This window comes from Suipraeoptans intestinalis (assembly GCF_034091795.1).
Classification (GTDB): Bacteria; Bacillota; Clostridia; order Lachnospirales; family Lachnospiraceae; genus Suipraeoptans; species Suipraeoptans intestinalis.
The window spans coordinates 56,438-78,710 of record NZ_JAXFXH010000014.1; the positions used below are offsets into that span (position 1 = coordinate 56,438).

General features: G+C 50.4%; 16 protein-coding genes. 3 read left to right on the forward strand and 13 right to left on the reverse strand.

Annotated elements, in window-relative coordinates; translation table 11 throughout:
• Positions 1 to 195: 195 nt before the first annotated feature.
• Positions 196 to 2,043, reverse strand: a complete 1,848-nt coding sequence (gene uvrC, locus SOW26_RS04865) for an excinuclease ABC subunit UvrC (protein WP_276958585.1) — start codon at positions 2,041 to 2,043, stop codon at positions 196 to 198.
• 1 nt (position 2,044) lies between these two features.
• Entirely contained in the window at positions 2,045 to 4,168 is a 2,124-nt protein-coding gene (ftsH, locus tag SOW26_RS04870; protein ID WP_320651990.1) for an ATP-dependent zinc metalloprotease FtsH, read from the reverse strand.
• Positions 4,169 to 4,331: 163 nt separating this feature from the next.
• On the opposite strand from ftsH, the gene SOW26_RS04875 reads away from it, so the two are divergent.
• Positions 4,332 to 5,819: a DUF1846 domain-containing protein gene (locus SOW26_RS04875; RefSeq protein WP_320651991.1), complete on the forward strand. Its 1,488-nt coding sequence runs from the start codon at positions 4,332 to 4,334 to the stop codon at positions 5,817 to 5,819.
• Between the two features lie 183 nt (positions 5,820 to 6,002).
• On the opposite strand, the gene SOW26_RS04880 is transcribed toward SOW26_RS04875, so the two are convergent.
• From SOW26_RS04880 to SOW26_RS04890, 3 genes are read right to left on the reverse strand one after another with little or no spacing between them, the layout of a single operon-like run.
• Entirely contained in the window at positions 6,003 to 7,496 is a 1,494-nt protein-coding gene (locus SOW26_RS04880) for a BCCT family transporter (RefSeq protein WP_320651992.1), read from the reverse strand.
• Between the two features lie 12 nt (positions 7,497 to 7,508).
• Positions 7,509 to 8,858: a betaine reductase selenoprotein B gene (grdH, locus tag SOW26_RS04885; RefSeq protein ID WP_472911601.1), complete on the reverse strand. Its 1,350-nt coding sequence runs from the start codon at positions 8,856 to 8,858 to the stop codon at positions 7,509 to 7,511.
• A complete protein-coding gene (locus SOW26_RS04890; protein ID WP_154478394.1) occupies positions 8,828 to 10,153 on the reverse strand; it encodes a glycine/sarcosine/betaine reductase component B subunit in 1,326 nt (441 codons plus the stop codon). Before SOW26_RS04890 ends, grdH begins: the two co-directional genes overlap by 31 nt.
• 284 nt (positions 10,154 to 10,437) lie before the next feature.
• On the opposite strand from SOW26_RS04890, the gene SOW26_RS04895 reads away from it, so the two are divergent.
• A complete protein-coding gene (locus tag SOW26_RS04895) occupies positions 10,438 to 11,106 on the forward strand; it encodes a TetR/AcrR family transcriptional regulator (protein ID WP_154478392.1) in 669 nt (222 codons plus the stop codon).
• Positions 11,107 to 11,257: 151 nt separating this feature from the next.
• On the opposite strand, the gene SOW26_RS04900 is transcribed toward SOW26_RS04895, so the two are convergent.
• From SOW26_RS04900 to nagA, 3 genes are read right to left on the reverse strand one after another with little or no spacing between them, the layout of a single operon-like run.
• On the reverse strand, positions 11,258 to 14,485 hold the full coding sequence (locus SOW26_RS04900) for an AAA family ATPase (RefSeq protein WP_320651993.1): 3,228 nt from the start codon (positions 14,483 to 14,485) through the stop codon (positions 11,258 to 11,260).
• The gene (locus SOW26_RS04905; protein ID WP_320651994.1) at positions 14,482 to 15,630 is read right to left on the reverse strand and encodes an exonuclease SbcCD subunit D; all 1,149 of its coding nucleotides are present in this window, start codon (positions 15,628 to 15,630) and stop codon (positions 14,482 to 14,484) included. Before SOW26_RS04905 ends, SOW26_RS04900 begins: the two co-directional genes overlap by 4 nt.
• Entirely contained in the window at positions 15,627 to 16,823 is a 1,197-nt protein-coding gene (gene nagA, locus SOW26_RS04910) for an N-acetylglucosamine-6-phosphate deacetylase (protein WP_276958819.1), read from the reverse strand. Before nagA ends, SOW26_RS04905 begins: the two co-directional genes overlap by 4 nt.
• A gap of 229 nt (positions 16,824 to 17,052) precedes the next feature.
• On the opposite strand from nagA, the gene SOW26_RS04915 reads away from it, so the two are divergent.
• On the forward strand, positions 17,053 to 17,340 hold the full coding sequence (locus tag SOW26_RS04915; protein WP_154478384.1) for a YerC/YecD family TrpR-related protein: 288 nt from the start codon (positions 17,053 to 17,055) through the stop codon (positions 17,338 to 17,340).
• A 153-nt stretch (positions 17,341 to 17,493) separates the two neighbouring features.
• Here SOW26_RS04915 and SOW26_RS04920 read toward each other — a convergent pair whose 3' ends face one another.
• The 5 genes from SOW26_RS04920 to SOW26_RS04940 all read right to left on the reverse strand — a co-directional run bounded on the left by SOW26_RS04920 (position 17,494) and on the right by SOW26_RS04940 (position 22,246).
• On the reverse strand, positions 17,494 to 18,063 hold the full coding sequence (locus tag SOW26_RS04920) for a GNAT family N-acetyltransferase (protein WP_320651995.1): 570 nt from the start codon (positions 18,061 to 18,063) through the stop codon (positions 17,494 to 17,496).
• Between the two features lie 45 nt (positions 18,064 to 18,108).
• Positions 18,109 to 18,837: a phosphatase gene (locus SOW26_RS04925; protein ID WP_276958814.1), complete on the reverse strand. Its 729-nt coding sequence runs from the start codon at positions 18,835 to 18,837 to the stop codon at positions 18,109 to 18,111.
• A gap of 29 nt (positions 18,838 to 18,866) precedes the next feature.
• Entirely contained in the window at positions 18,867 to 20,060 is a 1,194-nt protein-coding gene (locus SOW26_RS04930) for a PP-loop family protein (RefSeq protein ID WP_320651996.1), read from the reverse strand.
• A 68-nt stretch (positions 20,061 to 20,128) separates the two neighbouring features.
• A complete protein-coding gene (locus SOW26_RS04935; RefSeq protein ID WP_320651997.1) occupies positions 20,129 to 21,466 on the reverse strand; it encodes a Gfo/Idh/MocA family protein in 1,338 nt (445 codons plus the stop codon).
• A gap of 63 nt (positions 21,467 to 21,529) precedes the next feature.
• On the reverse strand, positions 21,530 to 22,246 hold the full coding sequence (locus SOW26_RS04940; protein WP_235899437.1) for a YoaK family protein: 717 nt from the start codon (positions 22,244 to 22,246) through the stop codon (positions 21,530 to 21,532).
• Positions 22,247 to 22,273: the final 27 nt, after the last annotated feature.

Consider the following 22,273-nt stretch of genomic DNA (forward strand, 5'->3'; position numbering starts at 1 on the left):
TATGAATATTTTGGAAATATCAATATCGAATAGTAATATTTTTTATGCCGGAATATTTTGGACGGTTTCGTAAAACTATTCAACATGCAAATAGCCGATGTGTAAAAAAGCAACTTTCGCTGCCTCTCACACCTTACGATGCTTCCATGCTCAGATCGTTGCCGGCAAATGGGCCGTCAAAACTGAATGTGCGATCTATCTGGCCCTCGGATGGAAAAATTCATAAACGCTGACGGCCGCCGCCTCATTCATGGCAGCCGGCTGACTCAGTTCCCGGATGTCTGCCTGCCGGATCTCCTCCAGGCTGGAAAAATGTCTCATCAACGCCTTCCTTCTGGCAGGCCCGATTCCCGGAATATCATCCAGCACGGAATGGATCTGCTCTTTTCCTCTGAGGCTTCTATGGAAAGTAATGGCGAAACGATGTGCTTCATCCTGGATCCTTGTAATAAGATGGAAGGCCTGGGAGTTTCCCGCGATGGGAATTTCTTCCTCCCGATAGTACAGCCCTCTGGTTCTGTGCCGGTCATCCTTCACCATCCCGCAGACCGGAATGGTAAGCTTCAGTTTTTCCAGTACCTGCTCTGCCACATGCACCTGTCCCTTTCCTCCGTCCATCAGGATCAGATCCGGAAAACGGACAAAGCCCCCTTTTTCCGAAGCGTTTTCTTTCTCCTGCAGTCCTCTTGAAAACCTTCTGGTAAGAACTTCTTCCATACTTGCATAGTCATCCGGTCCCTGTACACTTTTGATCTTGAATTTTCTGTAATCGTTCTTCTTCGGCTTGCCCTGTTCATAGACCACCATAGAGCCTACCGAAGAAAACCCGCTGATATTGGAGATGTCGAAAGCCTCCATCCTTACGATCCCCGACAGTCCCAGAAGCCCCTCCAGTTCCCGGACGGCTCCTGTTGTTTTTTCTTCTTCCCGCTTTAACCGGTCTTTGTCGGTACGAAGGACCATCTGTGCATTTTGGGCTGCCAGCTCCATCAGTCTCTCCTTGCTGCCTTTCTGCGGAACCTTCAGATGTACCCTCTGGCCTTTGATCCGGGACAGCCACTGTTCCAACAGTTCTTCCTCAGGAAGCGCTGCAGGAAGCATGATCTCGGAAGGCACATAGGGAGTTCCGCCATAGAACTGTTTCAAAAAGCTGGCCAGGATCTCCTCTCTTTTTTCTCCCTGCGTCCGCATATAGAAATGATCCCGTCCGATCAGACGGCCGCCGCGGATAAAAAACACCTGGACCACCGCCTCCTGCCCTTCCTCTGCTATGGCAAGAAGATCCCTGTCTTCTCCTGCCGTATAGGCCATTTTCTGTTTCTGGGAAATCTGCTCCACACTGGCCAGAAGTTCCCGGTACTCCAACGCCTTTTCAAATTCCAGCCGCTCTGCCGCTTCCTCCATGGAAGCTCTCAGCTCTTTGCTGACTGTCTCATACTCGCCCCCCAGAAAACGGATCACCTGATCTACCGACTTCCTGTAGGTTTCCGGCGAAACATATCCCTGACAGGGAGCCTCGCACTGATGGATATGGTAATTCAGGCAGGGTCTTTCTTTCCCCATATCCCTCGGCAATCTCCTGTTGCAGCTGCGAATGTGGTAAAGCTTCCAGATCAGCTCTATGGTATCTTTCACTGCTCCCGCACTGGGATAGGGACCAAAATACTTTGCCTTGTCCTTTTCTATCTTTCTTGCCAGAAACACCCTGGGATAGGCTTCATCCACCGTCACCTTAATAAAAGGATATGTCTTATCGTCCATCAGCATGGTGTTATACCGGGGGTGATGTTCCTTGATCAGGTTGCATTCCAGCACCAGGGCTTCCATCTCCGAATCCGTTACGATGTATTCAAAACGTGCGATCCTGGAAACCATCTGCTCTATCTTGGCGCCCTTATTCCGACTGGTCTGAAAGTACTGACGAACACGGTTTTTCAGGCTGACGGCCTTCCCCACATAGATGATGTGGTCCTGAGAATCGTGCATAAGGTAAACGCCCGGTTTCCCGGGCAGTTTTTTTAATTCTTCCTGTATATCAAACATACTATTTTCCTGTCTGTTCTTCTGTGGTTCCTTCCGCTTCCCGGGAGACGATAGCTTCCTGAGAAGCGACAGTTTCCTGGGAGATGACGGGTTCTTGTGAGGCAGCAGCTTCCTGAGAAACGGTGTCTTCCTGAGAGGCAGCAGCTTCCTGAGAAACGGCGTCTTCCTGAGAGGTGACGGTTTCCTGGGAGGCGGCAGCTTCCTTTAAGATAGCTTCCGACACCGGATTGATCACGATGCGGGCATCGCCGCCTGCTTCCTTTTCTCCCGGTTCTCCTTCTGCTTTGTCTCCTTCGATCTGGTGAAAAATCTCCATAAACTCTTTTCCTGTGATGGTTTCCTTCTCGATCAAAAAGGCTGCGATCCGGTCCAGCGTTTCTCTGTGTTCTGCAAGGAGTGCCTTTGCCTCCTCATAGGCCTGACGCAACGTCTCCATGATCTCCTTGTCGATCTCTGCCGCCGTGGCTTCCGCGCAGTTACGTACCGCCCTTCCGTCCAGATAGCGGCTCTGGATGGATTCCAGACCGATCAGTCCAAATTTTTCACTCATGCCATACTGCGTGATCATGGCTCTTGCAATCGCCGTAGCTCTTTCAATGTCGTTGGACGCTCCCGTCGTAACCGTATCAAAGATCAGTTCTTCCGCCGCACGTCCTGCCAGAGCTCCCACCAGCATTGCCTGCAGCTCTTTTTTCGTATTCAGGAACTTCTCTTCCTCCGGCGTCTGCATTACATACCCCAGCGCTCCCATGGTTCTTGGAACGATGGTGATCTTCTGCACCGGTTCTGCATCCTTCTGGAGAGCGCTTACCAGTGCATGCCCTACCTCATGATAGGATACGATCCGCCGTTCTTCCTGGCTCATGATACGGTCTTTCTTTTCTTTTCCCACCAGAACGACTTCCACCGCTTCAAACAGATCTTTTTGTGAAACGGCGTTCCTTCCGTTTTTCACTGCATTGATGGCCGCTTCGTTGATCATATTGGCAAGGTCAGATCCCACCGCCCCCGAAGTTGCCAGCGCAATCGCCTCCAAATCTACCGTTTCGTCCATCCTCACATCGGTGGCGTGTACCTTCAGAACTTCCACACGCCCCTTCAGGTCCGGCTTTTCCACAATGATCCTGCGGTCAAATCTTCCCGGACGCAAAAGCGCCGGATCCAGGATCTCCGGACGGTTGGTGGCCGCCAGAAGCACCAGTCCTTTATTGCTCTCAAAGCCGTCCATCTCCGCCAGAAGCTGATTCAGTGTCTGTTCTCTTTCATCGTTGCTTCCAAACTGGTTGTCCCTGCTTTTTCCTACCGCATCTATCTCGTCGATAAAGATGATACAGGGCGCCGTCTGCTGTGCTTCTTTAAACAGATCCCTTACCCTGGAAGCGCCCACGCCTACATACATTTCCACAAAGGCCGAACCGCTCAAAGAAAAGAAGGGAACATTGGCCTCTCCCGCCACAGCCTTTGCCAAAAGCGTCTTTCCGGTTCCCGGAGGGCCTACCAGCAGCGCCCCTTTCGGCAGCTTGGCTCCTACGCTGGTATATTTGCTTGGGTTGTGCAGAAAATCCACCACTTCCTGAAGAGACTCCTTGGCCTCATCCTGTCCCGCTACATCTTTAAAGGACACTCCCGTCTGTTTCTCCACATACATCTTGGCATTGCTCTTTCCAATTCCCATCATGCCTCCGCCCTTTGCCAGCTTTCTGGTCATCCAGCCCAGCATAAGAAGCAGCAGCAAAAGCGGAACGAAAGAAAATAGTGTCTGTATGATCACACTGGATGTGGTATCCGGTATCTTCTGTTCATACTTGATCCCGGCCTTATACAGGCGTTCTGAAAGGGTATCATCTTTCACCACTCCCGTATAATATTTTTTTGCCTCCGGATCTCCCGCCTGCTTTTTGGCTGTGATCACGATCTTGTCCGCCTGGATCTGAACCTTTTCCACCTGCTTTTCTTCCACCATATCCAGGAACTGATTGTAAGAAATCTCCTTCTGTCCTCCCTGGTTCTGCAGCTTACTCAGAGCCATCACCAGAAGCGCCGTGATCAGCGTCACAAATATGATAAAGGGTATCCCCATTTTGTTGCGATTACTTCCGTTTTTATTGCTTCCGTTGTTTTCCATGCCTATCCTCCTATACAAAACTCATTATACGAACGACATCTGGGGAAATCAATAAAAACATTATAAAAGAATTGTAAACTCTCCCGCCCGTATAGTATAATGGCAAAGGCATATGTCTTCCTTGGGGAGACGATATGAAATTTTTGAGAAAGAAGGCTCTACTATGAAAATCGGTTTTGATAATGACAAATATCTGCAGATGCAGTCCCAGCACATTCGGGAGAGGATCGACCAGTTTGACAACAAGCTGTATCTGGAATTCGGCGGGAAACTGTTTGATGACTTTCACGCCTCCCGTGTCCTTCCCGGCTTTCAGCCGGACAGCAAGCTCCGTATGCTGAAACAACTGTCCGAGCAGGCTGAGATCATCATTGTGATCAGTGCGGAGGATATTGACAAAAATAAAATGCGGGGAGATCTTGGCATTACTTATGATATGGATGTGCTGCGGCTCCGCTCTGCCTTTCAGGAGCAGGGGCTGTTTACCAGCAGCGTGGTCATCACCAAATACAGCGGCCAGGAGAGCGCCCGTCTGTTCCAGATCCGTCTGGAGAAGCTTGGTATCCCTGTCTACCGCCACTATCTGATCCCCGGCTATCCCACCAACGTTCCTTCCATTGTAAGTGAAGACGGCTATGGAAAAAACGATTACATCCGTACCTCAAAGCCTTTGGTGGTGGTAACCGCTCCCGGTCCCGGCAGCGGAAAAATGGCAGTCTGCCTGTCTCAGCTGTATCACGAGCACCAGAGAGGCGTCTGCGCAGGCTATGCCAAATTTGAAACCTTCCCGATCTGGAACATTCCGCTGAAGCATCCGGTCAACCTGGCCTACGAGGCCGCTACGGCAGACTTAAACGACATTAATATGATAGACCCCTTCCACCTGGAGGCTTACGGAAAAACCACGGTCAACTACAACAGGGATGTGGAGATCTTTCCGGTACTCAACGCCATGTTCCAGCGTATTTACGGAGAAAGTCCTTACAAGTCTCCCACGGATATGGGCGTCAACATGGCCGGGAACTGTATCTGTGACGACGAGGCCTGCAAGGAAGCTTCCTGCCAGGAGATCATTCGCCGTTACTACGATTCTCTCCGCCGACAGCTGTTTGGGGAATGCCCGGATTCAGAGGTTTTCAAAGTAGAAATGCTGATGAATCAGGCCGGTATCACCATCCACAACCGTAGTGTGGTGGACGCTGCTCTTTCCCGGGAGGCTGAAACGAACGCGCCCGCCGCCGCCCTGCTTCTGGACGACGGACGGATGGTCACAGGAAAGACCAGCAAGCTCCTTGGCGCATGTGCTTCTCTTCTGCTCAATGCCCTGAAAGAACTTGCCGGGATCGATCACGAGGTACACGTGATCTCCCCTTCCGCCATCGAACCCATCCAGGCTCTGAAAACCCAGTACCTGGGCAGTAAAAATCCCCGGCTTCACACAGACGAAGTGCTGATCGCACTTTCTGTCAGCGCCGCTACCGATCCCAACGCCAGCCTTGCCCTGCAGCAGCTGCCTAAGCTGAAAGGCTGCCAGGCACACACATCTGTGATGGTGGGATCTGTGGACATGAAGCAGTTTAGGAAACTGGGGATCCAGGCAACCTTTGAAGCGGTTCAGGAAAGAAAATCCCTGTATCCTGCAAAAAACTAAAACCAACAGAACAGTCCGGGTGACAGGACCTCACACGACAGAGCCTCCAAAAGGCGGGAACATCCCTTTCCTTTTGGAGGCTCTGTCTACACATTTCATAGAATCGATCTCTTCCGGTCCGGCGCTGTCCTGGCGCCGAACCGTTTCGTTATTTTTCTCACTGTTTGATTTTTTTCTTTCGCATTATAGCTTCTCTTTTCCAATCGCCTTGATAAAAGATGCACATGCGGCAAACATAATAAATATAAAAGGAAATGCCGCCGCCAGGGAGATGGTCTGCAAAGGCTTTAAGCCGCCTGCCATCAAAAGTCCTACCGCCATAACAGACTGGATGATCCCCCACAGGATCTTCTTATTGTTGGGCGGGTTGATATCGCCCTCCGTCGTCAGCATAGACAGCACATAGACTCCTGAATTGGCTGAGGTGACAAAAAACGCGCAAAGGGATATGATCGCTACAATGGACAGCAGAAATCCCAGCGGATATTCCTTCAGGACTACAAAGAGTCCCACCTCCGGTGCTGCCGCGATCTTTTTCAGCTGCTCTACAGCCAGGATCCCTTTTTCTCCCAGATTGATCCCCAGACTTCCAAACACGGCTCCCCAGATACAGGAGGCCAGCGCCGGCACCAGTACGACGCCCATCACAAATTCTCTGATGGTCCTTCCTTTGGAGATTCTGGCAATAAATACCCCTACAAAAGGCGCCCATGCAATAAACCATGCCCAGTAAAACACCCGCCAGCTTCCGATCCAGCCATTGTCTCCATAGGCGTCGATCCGAAGGGCATCCGGAATGAAATTCCCCACATACTGTCCCAGCCCGTTTACAAAGCTGTTCAGGGTCTCTATTTTGGGGCCTACGATAAAGCACACTGCCATCAGTCCGATCGCCACATAAAGATTGGTATCGGAAATCACTTTGATCCCTTTTTCGATCCCGGAAACCGCCGACCCGATGTAGAGCACCGATACCACCACAATGATGATGATCTGCACAGCCAAGGTGGACGGGATTCCAAACAGGTGCTGAAATCCTGCATTGATCTGCAGGGTTCCAAGCCCCAGGGAAGTTACCACACCTGCTACCGTTGCGAATACCGCAAGGATGTCTACCGTCTTTCCCAGCCATCCTTCCGCTCTCTTTTCTCCGATGAGCGGCTCCAGGATCCCACTTACCAGTCCTTTTTTGTTTTTACGGAACATAAAATAGGCCAAAGCCAGTCCGATCACCGCATAGTTTGCCCAGGGAAGGATCCCCCAGTGCATAAAGAAGGATTTCATGGCAAAGTCCGCAGCTTCCGGAGTGGCGCCCTTTCCTCCTGCCGGATTCAGGTAGTGGGTAAGCGGCTCTGCCACTCCCCAGAACACCAGTCCCACGCCCATTCCGCATCCAAACAAAAGACCAAACCATGTCAGATTGCTGTATTCCGGCCTGGAATCGTCTCCGCCCAGACGGATCTTTCCATACTTCCCAAAAGCAACATACAGGACAAACAGGAAAAACACCGCCATCGCCAGAAGATACAGCCAGCCAAATTTTGTTGTAAGAAAGGTGAAAACGGCATTGGATACTACGGTAAAGCTTTTGTTAAATGCCACAGACCAGACGGCGATCACCGCGATCAGCACCAGTGATACATAAAACACAACATTCCCTGTCTTTTTATCTCTCATGCCAATCCCCCTCTATACCTTAAATACCGTCTGCTCCTCAATGTCTGTAGCAAGAGCTTCCAGCGCCACCTTTGTTCTGTGATACCTCAGTTTCCACTGATCCTCCTGGGTCGTCGCCGGATCTCCCAGTGGATACGGAATAGAGATCGTAGGAACAATCCTGTTGGCACCTACCGTTTTTGCCACCGGAATCAGATTACACATCTGCACAATAGGGAATCCTGCTTTTTCGATTACTTTTACCATCGTTGCACCGCAACGCGTACAGGTTCCTCATGTGGAGACCATAATAACGGCATCTACATGATCTTCCTGGAAATAAGGGATCATTTCCGCTGCCATCCTCTCTGCCTCCGCCTGCGTGGTCCCCGTTCCTACGGTAGAGTAGAAATAAGGATGAAGGCTGCCAAATACGCCTTCCTTTTCCAGCGTCTTTAATGCGTCCACCGGCGTGATCACGTTGGGCTGGGCGTCTGCCGCTGCCGGATCGAACCCTGCGTGGATCGTCTTATATTCTCCCCCTTTCAGCACCACGTCTCCGGAGATATCGTACCGTCCCCAGCGGGTTGCGGAAGCGGACTGAATACGGTCGGGATTGTCCACCGGAACGATTCCTCCCGTGGTAACCAGCGCGATTCTCGCTTGTTTCAGATCTTTGACTGCCGGCGCAATGGGCACTCTGTCCAGCTTCGGCATGGGAAGCTCCGTTTCAAAGGGCTCTCCGTTTAATTTTTTCAGCAGCATATCGATCATTCTTTCTGATGCCGGTTTTTGGTCCGCCCGCCAAACCTGACGGCGTATTCCTCTGGCAAAATATCCTTCTTCCTCTGCGCTGCCGACTTCCTCTCCTCTGAGTATTTTATTTGCCAGATTCACCATTGCCTTGACATCTGCCCGCATCCTGGATGCAATATTGCCTCCCCGCAGCACATACATGTCCTTTTTAAACATCTCTGCGCCGGGATTCTCCTCATTGATGGAGGTTATGACAGGTACCTGATATCTTCCTTTCACTGCCTTGCATATGGTTCCGCAGGCAACTCCATATCTTCCCGCCTGAAATGCCGGTCCTGCAAGAAACAGATCGAAAGACTTGTCTGCCAGCATATCCAGGATCTGATCTACCGCTTCCTCTGTGTGCGATCCCATATAATTGTCTCCGCAAATGATGGTATGGGTGATCTCCGCTTCCAATGTTTTTGAAAATTCCAAAGCCGGTCCTACTTTTCCTTCTCGAATCTCCGGTGCAAAATCTGCTTTGTCCTCTCCTCCGACCTGGCCAAAAAACTGATTTACATACAAAATCGCCTTTTTCATCGCAAATTTCCTCCTTAAAATTCTTTCATTGTCTTCGGTGACCATCCGCAAACCTGATCGCCGCAGAACATCGCGTTGTTCTCCATGATAATGGAACCATCTTCTCGCACGGAGGGTCCCAGCTTTTCATCCGCTGCCCAGCCTCCCGACAGTCCGTCTCTTGCCAAAGCTTCCAGTTCTCCCAACACCGTTTCCATCGGCGGAAGCTCTATCAGTTCCGATACATTTCCGCAGGATACGATAGCATCACACTTCTCGTCCAGAGTTACCAGGGGCTGTGACTGCCCGTCCCGTCCTGTACACTCATTGGAGATCCCTACCGTCTTCACGCCCGCATCTTCCAGCGCCACGATGCAGCCCACAAAATCCGCATCCGGGTTTCCATAGCCTTCTTCTGCTACCACTGCCGCATCGGCTCCCAGGGTATTGGCGATCTGAGCCACATAAAGCGCCGCCCTTTCCTTCTGTTCCAGGGCCACATTGAGATTGGACATGATCACTCCCAGAAAATTGATCGTTTTTCCATGTTCCCGGTACAATGCTTTGATGTTTGGACAATTCTGAAAATCATAGGTAGACCATTTGGAGGAAACCGGCATGAAGCTTCCTGAAACCATGGCTCCGTCCAGCACTTCGTTTGGATGCATGACGGTGGGAAGCATCCGGTTCATGTCCCAACCGTATGCCAGGTCGTTGTATCCCAGCTCTTCCATCTGGGACTGCGGCTGCATAACATAGACAACGGAAGGCAGCTTCTCTGTCTCGTTCGCTCTTCGGATCATGGGCTCCAGCTCAAACACTTCTGTTTCTTCCGGCTGCAGCTCTTTGATGCACTGTGCCACATACTCCGCCAGTCTGTGGCCGGCTCTTCTTAATGCATCGTTCTTCTTTTGCTGCTCTCTCTGCTCAAACACTTCGTTGGTATCGGCAACCAGCACAAGATTTTGGAGTTCTCCGAAGTGTGTGTACTTCTGTCCTTCTCCGCTCATGTCGATCAATCCGTCCTGAAATCCGCCCCAATGTCTTCCTACCACCAGCACGCTGCAGTTTTTCAGCGCATGAGTCACACCCTCTCCCGCACGGGTCAGATCTCCTGTGTAGCCGGGAAACACGCTTCTGCCGTCGGGACGAACCCGTGGTTCAATAGCTTCCTTTACCGGACACATACGGATCTTGTCGCCCGGCTTTGCAATATACAGCTCCGCTTCTGTGATCCTCTCGTCTTCCCTTACAAATTTCAGGGCTTCTTCCTTCTGGATCGTAAGGATCCCTGCCTGATAAGACAGTTCCTTGCCAAACCGGATATCCTTCACATAGAAGTTTCCTATCTCCAATCTCATGTTTATTCCTCCTTCTCTTTGTGCAATTACTACAATGTTTCCCTTTATTAATCGCGATTAATCATAAATTTATACAGCCATACTACCATCAATCGCGATTATCGTCAATAGATATTTCAAATATCCTTTATTGATCTTTTCGATATCTGTGCCGTCCGGCTCTGCCTTGGATACTGTCCGGTTTCTTCCTGCCTGCCTCCGGCACCGGCCAGAGCCGTTTTTTCTTGAACATTGGTTTCTATTCCTGTATACTACCTAAGGATAAAACAAACAGGGGGATTTCCATGATAGACTATCGTACTGACCTTTCCAAAAGAGAAAATCTGATCCATTTCATAAAAGTAACCCAGCAGTTGATCGAAACCGACGGGATCCAGGGCGTATCTACCCGAAAGATCGCAGCGATTTCCGGCTTCCACAATTCTACCATCTATTTTTATTTCAAGGATCTGCATGAACTGATCATGCTGGCTTCTATTAAACGGTTTCAAAAATATACCGATACACTGGAATCTCTGAGTCGTAACACCGATTCCTACGAAAACTTTTACGCTATCTGGACCTGTTTTGCAGAATCTGCTTTTCAGTATCCCTGTATTTTTTACAATTTTTTCTTTGGAAAATATGGCGACGATCTTCCCTTGTTCCTAAATGTCTACTACGACCTGTTTCCGGACAAGCGAAGACACTATAGTGCAGATATTGAATCCATGTTCTATGGAAAAAATTATAGAGAACGATGCCGGAAGATCCTTCTTCCGCTGATTGGCGACGCCCGGACCCGCGTCACCCAACACAACATAGATACCGTCACAGACATCACCGTCTGTTTTACCAAAAGCCTTTTGAGTCAGAAATGCGAAACTCCTTCGCTGGATTCTCGTCCCCTGCAAAACAGTATGCTTGCTATGCTGCACCTGGTAATTGACCGGGAGGATCCGGCAAGCCCCTGATCCTGACTGTTTCCATCCGGGAATCTTCCCCGACGCCTGACAGCCGCCTGGTTTGTTCCTATATTTACAAAAATACGGAAGGAATCTTCTATTTTCCGAAGTTCCTTCCGTATTTTTATTTGGTCTGTCTGCTGTTTTCTACATTTCGTACCTAACGGCTCCAGGAGATCCGACTTCCTTTCGCAGTTTTTCTGACCTGTAGCTGACAGTCTATCTGCTCCTTCAATTCATTGACGTGTGAGATGATCCCGATCAGATACGCTTCGCCTGCCAGCTGATCCAGGACACGGATCGCCTGCCTTCTGGATTCATCATCCAAAGACCCGAATCCTTCGTCAATAAACATGGTTTCCAGGCGGATCCCGCCCGTTTCCTTTTCGATTTCGTCAGCGAATCCCAAAGCCATGGAAAGCGCTGCCAGAAATGCCTCTCCCCCCGACAGGGTCTTCACGTCTCTGATGGTCCCGCTGACCATCTCGTAAACATCCAGATCCAGTCCGGACTGCCCCTGGTTGCTCAGTTGCTCCAGGCTGCGGCATTGAAGGATAAACTCCCCGCCTGTCATCAGATATAATCTTCTGTTGGCCGATTCCAAGATCTTGCGGAAATATTGCCGTTGGACGAAAGTCTCCAGATCTATTTTCGCACTTCCTCCCAGCGTTCCGTTTGCTGTCCGGCTCAGCTGCTCTAAGACTTCATATTCCATGATCTTTTCTCTGTGGGAGACAAACAGCTCTTCCAGCGTTCGGATGGCCTTCTGATTGCTCTCTCTTTTACTAAACCATTCCATATACCCTTTCATGGCCGCTTCCATCTCCGCCTTTTTCTCCTCTGCCTGCCGTTCCAGTTTTGCCGGATCTTTTCTTTCTTTTCCCTGTAGCTGCTGTTCCAAAAGGGCCTTTCTTTCCTCCGCCGCTCTACGGCTCTGGAAATATTCTTCACAGCGCCGCCGGAGGGCTTCCTTTTCCTCTTTGGGAAGTCTTCCGGCCTCGTAATCTTCCCTGCGCAAAAATCCCTGGCGCTTCATCCTGTCTTCCAGGGCGACCCGGATGGTCAGAACTTCTTTTTCTTTACGGGAAGCCTCTTCTTCTTGTCTTAAGAGTTCTCCTTCCTTTCGACTGATCTCCTCCTTGACTGCCTGAAGCATCTGCAAGGTTTTTTCCGCTTCCTGCCTGCCCTGCTCCAGCAGCTTTTCCCACTCGTCGATTTTTTCCCTGGCTTTTGCTTCTGTCTCAAACGGAAGAGTCTTTTCCATTTCTTTTTCTCTTTCTTTCCACTGCCCAAGCTCTGCCAGGATTCCCGCTCTTTCTTCTTTTTTCCGGGAAAGGGCTGCCTGCCCCTCTTCTATCTGCTTTTGCAGCACCTGCTTTTCCTGTTCTTCTCTCAGTTTTTTCTCTTTTTGTTTTTGAAGGTCTTCTGCCGACTGCTCCAACCGAACAATTCTGCGCTGATATTCTTCCTGTTTTTCCACAAAAAATCCCTCCCGGTTTTCTGTAAAGAACCGGTACTGTTCCGAATCTTGCCAGTCAGACACCTCCTTCCTTCTTCCCTTTTCTTCCTGTGGTCTTTCTTTCTCCCACTGCCTCTCCTTTGCAAACCATTCTTTGAGGCTGCTCTCCAGTTTTCCTCTTTCGCCCCCGCAGCACTCGGAAATCTTTTGCAGTTCGTCTCTGCAGGCTTCTCTTTCCTGCATACACCTGGTCAGCGCCTCTTTTTGCTGCCGGACCTGGTCTTTTGTAGGCGCCGTCTCCGGCAGGACACAGGGCGCCGGATGATGGATCCCGCCGCATACCGGGCAGGGCTTCCCCTCTTCCAGCCGCTGCGCCAGGATTCCCGCCTGCACTTCCAGGTAGCGTGTATATTCCTCCTCATAGCTCTGGCTTTTTGCTCTGTATTCCTCTTGCAGCAAAGAAAATTCTCTTCTCTTTTTCTCCACCTCTTTTTCAGTCTTTTCCAGCTCCCGTTCCTGTGCTTCGCAGCGTTTCAAAAGGTCTTTCTGTTCTCTTTCTTCTTTCAGGCTCCTTTTTATCTGTTCTTCCCAAAGAAGCAGTTCCTCCCTGGCCCCCGGCCGCTTATCCAGTTCTTCCCTTCTCTTTTCCCAGGATTTCAGCTTCCGCTGCAGCTCTTCCGTCTGTCTTCCCACATCTTCTTCCTGCCGTTTGTTTTTCTCCCGCTCCTGTCGGATGCTTTCCAGCTTCCTATAAGATGGCAGCACATTTCTGAGAGTGACCACCCGGTCTGCATAAGCCTCCCGAAGCGCCTGGAATCGCAGCTTCGCATCCTGTCCCTCTTTCTCCAGATCTTTCTTTTTCTCCTCCAGTTCTGTTTTGGCAGACAGGGTTTCCTTCCTTGCTTCTTTCAGCAATTCCCTTTCCGCTTCCTGCTTCTTTTTTTCCAGGAGGATCTCTGTGATCGGCTCCGCCTTTTCCGCCAGTTCTATTTTTCTCTGCAAAAGAAGGATCTCTTCTTCCTGCTTCAAAAACTCCTGCTCCAGAACACATTCTTTCTCCCAGCTTCTGCCTATCTGGAAAAGATGCTCCTGCTCCTTTCTTTCTCTTTCCGTGCTTTCGTAAGCGTCTTTCTTTTCTTCATAACTCCGCCGGTGAGCCTTCTCTTCCCGGATGGACTCCTCCTCTACCCGTTTCAGCTGCTCCTTTATCTCTTCGATCGCTATAACTTCTCTGTCTGTTTCCTTTAGCTGCAGTCCCCAGGAAGGATCTGTCTCCAGTTTATCCAGTTCTCTGCACACCTCTCTTAATCCCTCTTCCAGCTCTCCCTTCAGCAAGGACGCTCTTTGTTTCAGGTCTTCCTGTATTCTTCCATAAATCCCCGTGCGAAACAGCTTTGAAAAAATCTTTTTTCTCTCTCTGGAGTCTGCATGGAGAAGCCTGACAAATTCTCCCTGTGCGATCATCGCTACCTGGAGAAACTGCTCCCTGTCCAGTCCCACGATCTCCACGATCTTCTGATTTGTTTCTTTCTTACTGCCCCGGAACAATTTGCCATCTGAAAGAGTCAGCTCTACCGAGGAGGCTTCCTTTACGAGAGGGATCTTGCCGTCCGAACGCTTTTTCTTTCCCCGGCGCAGGTATTCCGGACTTCTTTTAATGCAATAGGTCTTCCCGCCGCATTCAAATCGATATTCCACAAAAGTGGGGCTGTCTTCTTCCGCATATTTGCTCCGCATCATACTTCCGTCCCGCTTGCCTCCGCTGCTTCCGTCATATAAGGCATACACCATCGCATCAAACAGGGTGGTTTTCCCCGAACCGGTGTCGCCTGTTATGAGAAACAGTCCGTTTGAGATCCCCTGAAAATCCACGACTGTTTCCGAGGCATAGGAGCCGAACGCCGACATCCTTAGTGTTTTTGGTTTCATTCTTCCATCTCCCTACATATTTCCTGAAGGATCTCCTCCTCGCTTCCCGTCAGTTCTCTTCCTTGTATTTCCCGGTAAAACAGCCGGAAATTTTCCAGGGGACTTCTAAGGAGCACCGGCTCCGCTTCCATCAATACCCTGCTCCTGGTCCTGCTGTTATCCGCTTTGATCTCCAGAATATGTGAAAACTTTCTCTCCAGCTGTTCTCTTGGTTTGAAAGGCTGCACTTCATCCGTCAGAGTGATGCTGACATAATCCTCCCGCTCTTCTTCCTTTGCCCCTGCCAGTATCTCCTCCAGCGTTCCCCTTTTTGTTTTTACGTCCCGCCTGGGGTGCAGGGGAAATTCTTCCACCGACGCCGCCTTTCCTTTTTCTTCCAACGTAACCACCTTCAGAGTTTTTTCGTCTCCGCTTTCACTGACCGAATATTTCAAAAGAGTTCCGCAGTACCTGATGTGCTCCGCCTTTATTTTCTGCCCCTTGTGAAGATGTCCCAGCGCCGCATAGTCAAAGGGGAGAAGAAGAGAAGCCTCCACGCTGTCCAGACCTCCGATGGAAAGGATCTCTGAATCGCAGGTTTTGGGCGCACTGCTTCCCATATAAAACTGATGAGAAACAATTACATTTCTCCTCTGGAAATCTATTTTCTCCCGCAGCAGAAGCTGTTCCACTGCCTGTGTATAAGAGGAGGGCTGCCCCTCTTCTTTGCCGGTTTTCAAATGAGACGGCTTTAAAAACGGAAGCAGATAAAAATCCACCTCTCCGTATGTATCCTTCAAGGTTACCTTCTTGATTCTTTCTTGCGGCGTTTCCGGAAGTTTGCCCGCCAGATAGATCTGCTGGGTTTCCAGGATCTCTTCCGCATACCGGAGTCTTTCTGCCGAATCATGATTGCCGCTGATCACCAGGATAGCCATCGGATCCGGCAACGCAAATATCTCCGTCAAAAACCGGTTGAATAACTGCACCGCCTCTGCGGATGGCACCGACTTGTCATAAATGTCCCCGGCAATGATCACTGCATCCGGTTTTAATACCTTTGCATACGCCACTACTTCTTTTAAAATATGCTCCTGATCTTCCTTCAGACTATATCCATGCAGTTGCTTTCCTATGTGCAGATCTGACAAATGAAAAAATTTCATACGTTCCTTCCCCGCTTTCCCGGATCTTCCTCTGTTCCGGCTCCCGTGAGGCGATTGACCCGGATCACTCCGTCCTTGATAACCGCCCTGACCTGTAGCCGCTCATCCAGAAGAACCACATTTCCTTTTTTCCCCGGCGAGATCGAACCGTAGTTTTCATATATTCCCAGACTTTTGGCAGGGTTGCAGGTGACACAGCCCACCGCTTCCTCCAGAGGGATTCCCATATTCTGTACCGCATTCCTCATACATCCCATCAGGTTGGTCACAGATCCTGCCAGCGCCTGATCTGCCGCCAGCCGCGCCTGGTTCCCTTTCACTTCCACTTCCAGTCCTCCCAGCGTATAGGTGCCGTCTCCCATTCCTGTAGCTCTCATGCTGTCGCTGATCAGAATGATCCTTTCGGCTCCCAGCATCTTAAAAGTAGCCCGAACTGCCGCTCCGTGTACATGTACCCCGTCACAGATCAGCTCGGCATATGCATCCGGCGTATCAGATACGGCTCCTATTACACCGGGCTCCCTGTGCGTATAGGGCGGCATGGCATTGTAAAGATGGACGGCATGGCTGGCGCCTGCCTCCATGGCCTCCATTGCTTTCTGGTAATCTGCATTGGTATGTGCCAGCGCCACCGTGACGTCTTTTTTCATTTCCCGGATAAACGCCGCCGCATCCTCACTTTCTTCCGGAGCGATCCCCATATACTTCACCAGGCCTGCGGATGCTTTTACAAACCGCTTTCCCAGCTCGATACTGCAGGGAAGGATATGCGTTTCGTCCTGGGCTCCCTTCTTTGCCCTGCTGATGAAGGGTCCCTCCATGTTGATCCCTACCAGATCCGCCTCCCTGACATCCTGCTGCGTCTTCTTGTAGGCCGCCGCCGTGGAAAGGATCTGTTCCAGCTCCTCTGCCGGAAGGGTCATGGTAGCCGGCGCTATGGCTGTCACGCCCACCTCCGCCTCGTATTCCGCGATCTTCCTGATCGCTTCACAGGTTCCGTCACAAAAATCATAGCCCATACAGCCATGGAGATGGATGTCGATCAACCCCGGAATCGCATAGCAGCCTTCTCCGTCCAGGATCTCCTCTCCTCCTTCCTCCAGCCGTTCCGTAAACACTCCGCTACTGATAGCAATTTCTCCCTTGTGAAACTGTCTGTCTTCCTTATATACTCGGATATTTTTTATGATCATGATCTTCTTCCTCCTGCTGTGAACATTCTGTTTTTATAGTACCATACCCCTGCGCAAAAACAAATAAGAATGCGTCTTTGCACACAAATCTGCATGCTGTTCTCCCTGTGAAACCCTTCTCCCTTGAAACCTGAAAAATATTGCTTCTTCCGAAAAAACTATAGACTTTATGAATTTACTGTGCTAAAATTTAAGAAACTGTATTCAATAACATCAAAGGGGATAAAATATGAATAAAAAAATCAGAACAGAGGCTGTGGATTTTCTTTTTTCCGCCATCCTGAGCCTGAAAGACAAAGAAGAATGCTATCAGTTTTTTGAGGACATCTGTACCATCAACGAACTGGTTTCTCTTTCCCAGCGTTTTGAAGTAGCCAAGATGCTCCGGGAAAATAAAACCTACCTGGAGATCGCTGAAAAAACCGGCGCCTCCACCGCTACCATCAGCAGGGTCAACCGCTCTCTCAACTATGGCAACGACGGATACGACATGGTCTTTGAGCGGATCTGCAAATAATCCCACCAACTTCCTGTCAGATCATGATGATTCTGTTAAACGCAACAAGAGGACTGCTTCCCGGATACCGGCGCCGTCCTCTTGTCTTTTTATTTTTCTCCGGAAATCAGGGAATTGCATCCTGTGAGATACAACTGCTCCGCCAGGATCCCTCTATGATCCTCTCCCGGAAATCTCCCCATAGCTTCTGACCGGAGGCTGATCCCTCCGATGCTCTCCTATCTCTTTTTCCATCCAGATCATATGATACCAGCGTTCAAACTTATACCCGCACCGTAAAAATTTTCCAGCCAGCCGAAATCCCAGATGGGCGTGGAAATCCGCACTGTTCTTGTTCAGATAGTCGTCTTCCGTCTCCGGATAGCTGATGCAGGCGTACAGATTCTGTATCCCCATGCTTCCCAGCGCCTCTTCCAAAGCCTCATACAGCCTCCGTCCGTATCCCTGTCCCTGCACGCCCCGGGCAAGATAGATCGTCAGCTCGCAGGACCAGTCATACGCAGCTTTTCCTACAAAAGGACCTGCATACGCATACCCTTTTATTTCTCCGTCCTCCTCCAGTACCAGATAGGGATATTTTTCCATGATCCCGGTCATCCGCCTTTGAAATTCCTGAAGATCCGGAGTCTCATATTCAAACGTGATCGCCGTTTTTTCCACATAGTATCGATAGATTTCGCAAAGTTCCCTGGCGTCCTCCCATCTGGCATCTCTGATCGTCATATGCTTTCGTCTCCCTTTTCCTTTCCGCAGCTGCCGGCTTGTATCCTATTTTATCTCCCTTTTTTCTTTCAGAAAGGCTTCCACCTGCTCTGCCGATGTATTGACTACCAGTTCCTCCGGAAACCCTGCTTCTTCCAGGACGGCCTCCGCATATGCAAAGGTTCCCACATCGCAGTCCACATGTGCATCCGAGCCTAATACGATCTTTGTTTGCTCCTTCATACAAGCGCGCAGAAGCTTCCCGGCATTTTCTCTGGTGTTCAGCCGGAACCCTCCCGGCTTTAAAGAGCTGTTATTCAGCTCCAAAAGGGTACCTGTTTCCTTCGCCTTCTTGGCCAGCCGTTCATAATCCACCGGAAATCTTCCGTCATCCGGGTGACCGATGATATCCACCACCCCGCTTTCCATCACTCGCTCATAGCACCTGGTGATCTCTTCCAGGGTGCAGTCTCCCTCGTAACAGGGTGGATGTATGCTTGCCACCACAAGATCCAGCTTTCTTAGGATCTCTACAGGAAGATCCACTTCTCCCAGGCCGTTCCGGATATTCACCTCGCTTCCCATCAAAAGACGGACGCCGTACATCTGCTTTGGAACGACACGGAGATTCTGAAAATGAAACAGATGACAGCTCCCGGGCATATCCGGCGCATGATCTGTGATCCCGATAGCCTTCAGTCCCTTCTCCGCTGCCATCTTTGCCATTTCTCTCAGCGAGCTGTAGGCATGTCCGCTGGAAATCGTGTGCATATGTGTATCTATTTCCATTTTCATAATAGCTCCTTTCCCGTTCCCCTTTTTCCTTATGCGTCTTCCTGCTCTGACGGATCCGCCTCTTTCTTTCCTCTTCCTCTTTCCTCGTAGTCATCCAGAAAGCAATAGGCTTCCTCGCCTTTATGATATCCGATGAGAGTCCCCAGGTTTACATTGTGGACGCTTCTGAAAATATTCTGATCCACCACCGAACTGACGGTTCTGAAATGAGACACCAGCGCTTTCATTTCATCTCTTTTGGATCCCTTCTCCCCTCCGCAGATGGAGCAGTGCTCCGTAAACCGGCAGGCACACTGGATAAAGTGCAGCCCGTTATAATCCCTCCAGTGCTTGATGGCTGCCTCTTTTATCATATACATGGGGCGGATCAGCTCCATCCCTTCAAAGTTTTTGCTGTGCAGCTTAGGCATCATGGTTTCGATCTTCCCGCTGTAAAACATTCCCATCAATACCGTTTCGATCATATCGTCAAAATGATGCCCCAGGGCAATCTTGTTGCATCCCAATTCCTTTGCCTTGGAATACAGATACCCTCTTCTCATTCTGGCGCACAGATAGCAGGGACTTTTTTCAATTTCTGCCACCACGTCAAAAATATCGCTTTCAAACACTGTCAGCGGAATCCCCAGGACCTTTGCATTGTCCTGGATGATCTTCCAGTTATCTGCATTGTACCCCGGATTCATGATCAGAAACACCAGTTCAAACGTACTTTGTCCGTGCCGTTTCAGTTCCTGCAAAAGCTTTGCCATCAGCATGGAATCCTTCCCTCCTGAGATACAGACGGCGATCTTGTCCCCGTCCTGGATCAGTCGGTATTCCTTAATAGCCTTGGTAAACTGTCTCCAGATAGGCTTACGGAATTTTTTTATGATGCTTTTTTCAATGTCCTTCGTCTTTTCCTCCAGCGCATCTGCTTTGGCAACCGTCGCCTCCAGCTGTCTTCTTAGGATCCCTCTGTATCCGCCCTCCACATTGTAGGCGTCGTAGCCCATCCTGCTGAGGGTATCCACCACATCCATGCTCTGTTCTCCTCCGTGACACAGCACGTACACCGGATAGCCCTTTGGGATCTCCTGATATCTTCCCTCCAGCTTCTGCAAAGGAATGTGCAGCCCGCTTCCCAGATTGCCTCTTTCATAATCTTCCTCACTCCGGATGTCCAGTATGATACAGGCATCTTTCTGTACGGTTTCCAATTCTTCTGCTGTAATTTTCTTCATCGTTTTCTCCATCTATCTGTCTTTTTTTATTACGTTTTATCTGCAGGACAGGGTCTGTCCCTTCCTTTTCAGACAGCCTGAAAAGGTTCTCTCCTCCGGCTTCTGAATTCTTCCATCCCGATCACTGCCCCGCCCCGCTTTCTGGACTCTTCCGCCGCCAGCGCACAGTAATGGCTTTCCATAGACTGTTCCAGCAGGGTGGTGCCGTCTTTTTCCCGGTCTTTTCCGCTGATCACATCAAAGAATTCCTGAAGCATCTGGGATTCCCCTCCGCTGTGTCCGGAAAAATCCTGGGCCAGCTCCCGGATCCTGACAGAATAACTCCTTTCCTCCAGTCCAAAAATCCTTACGGTAATTTCGCAGGCCTCCACATCGTCCGGATTCAGCCGCAGGATCATTTCTCCCTTTGTACCCATAAATTTAGCAGCCCTGGAAATATCGGACGTATGACCGCACATGGTAAAGTTGAAGGTGGATCCGTCCTCCATCTCCATCTGTACCACCTGATGATCCGGCACGGTGTTGTCGCAGGCGTAGACGCACCTTCCGTAGCGTCCCTCCTCCAGAAGCCGGCGGATCGACCCCTTGGGATCTTCCGGGGAAACCGCTCCGTCCAGCGGCCATCTTCTGTTTTTATTCCCATAGCCCATCAGCCTGTGCCGGAGATAGATCTTTTCCGCGTCAAAAATACAGTCCTCCTTCGCCGCACATCCCTGCAGGCATCGCTTCGCCGCTCCCCTGGGCGCCTGCTCCTGGGAAAATAGATACAGTCCCCCGAAGGAAGAAATCTTTTTGCAGCGTTTGTCTGCCAGCCACAGATACAGATCCATATCATGGCAGCACTTCTGCAGGATGATCGGACTGGTTTCTTCCTCCCTTGCCCAGGTCCCCCGGACGAAGCTGTGGGTATAGTGAAACCATCCTATGTTTTCTGTTGCTGTGATCGCCACGATCTTCCCGATCTCTCCGGAGCGCAGGATCTCCCGCGCTTTCCGGTAAACAGGCGTATATCTCAGTACATGACAGACCATCACGATCCGGTTGTATGCTCTGGCTGTATCCAAAAGTCTGTCACACGCCTCCTTGCTGGGAGCGATCGGCTTTTCCAAAAGCAGGTCATATCCTTTTTCCAGCGCCGGTACCCCGTGAGACACATGATCTTTGTCCAGCGTCGCAATCACCAGTACGTCTGCCAGTTTCGGCGCCTTCAGCAGCTCTTCACAATCGGAAAAGCACTGCTGCTCTGACAGTCCGTACTCCTCCTGCGCTTTTTTTCTCTTTTCCGGATCCGGATCCGCTACAGCTACGATCCGCATTTTGTCCGGATGTGCTTTGATCGCCCTTCCGTAAACGTCATATCCTCTGCTTCCCAGCCCTGCGATGGCCACCTTTATGCATCTTTCCATATCTGCATCCCTTTATATCCGCTGCCGCCTTCCCCTTTGCCGCAGTTGTCCGTTTGCCTTTTTCTACTCTTTATAATCCTTGGCTTCCTGTTCCAGACGGTCCAGCTCCATCAAAAGGAAGCACAGCACCAATATCACACAGGAGATCCAAATGGTCTTTTCCTGAAAATATCCGGAGAGAAGTCCGCCTGTCCCCGCACCTACAGCAAACACGGCGATGACGGAAAAATAATAGCCTGCCCTGTCCTTGTCCTCCTTTTTCCTGTGCCGGAGGTAGACAGACAAGGCTTCCGTCCCGCTTCTTAGATTGCCGATACACATGGTACTGGCATAGGCATGGCCGCACACCTTCCGAAACGTCTGTACCTGCAGCGCACAGGCAAAGGAGACCATGCAGTTTGCCAGCAGATTGTATTCCCTGGATAAAAGCCCTACGCCGATCATAAGCCCGATCTCCATCAGAAGGATCCCCTGTCTCCAATGCAGCAGACGAGCCCATTTGTACCGGGTCCCTATGATCTCCGCCAGAAAGATCCCTGCCGCAAATGCCAGTACGGGAATCAGGTAACGGAGTCCCATCTTCCAGTTGCCCTCCATAAATCCTGCGCTCATCAGTACCACGTTGCCCGTCTGCCCGTTTGCAAACACATGGTCTCGGATCATATAGGTGTAGGCATCCTGCAGTCCTCCGCTGAATGCCAGAAAAAGGCTGAGGATCAGCGCTTCCGATACCTGTTCCTGGTGCGTCATTCTTTCCCTGATATGGCGTCGCATCCGCATGTTCTCCTCCTCCTTTTCCCTCTGTTT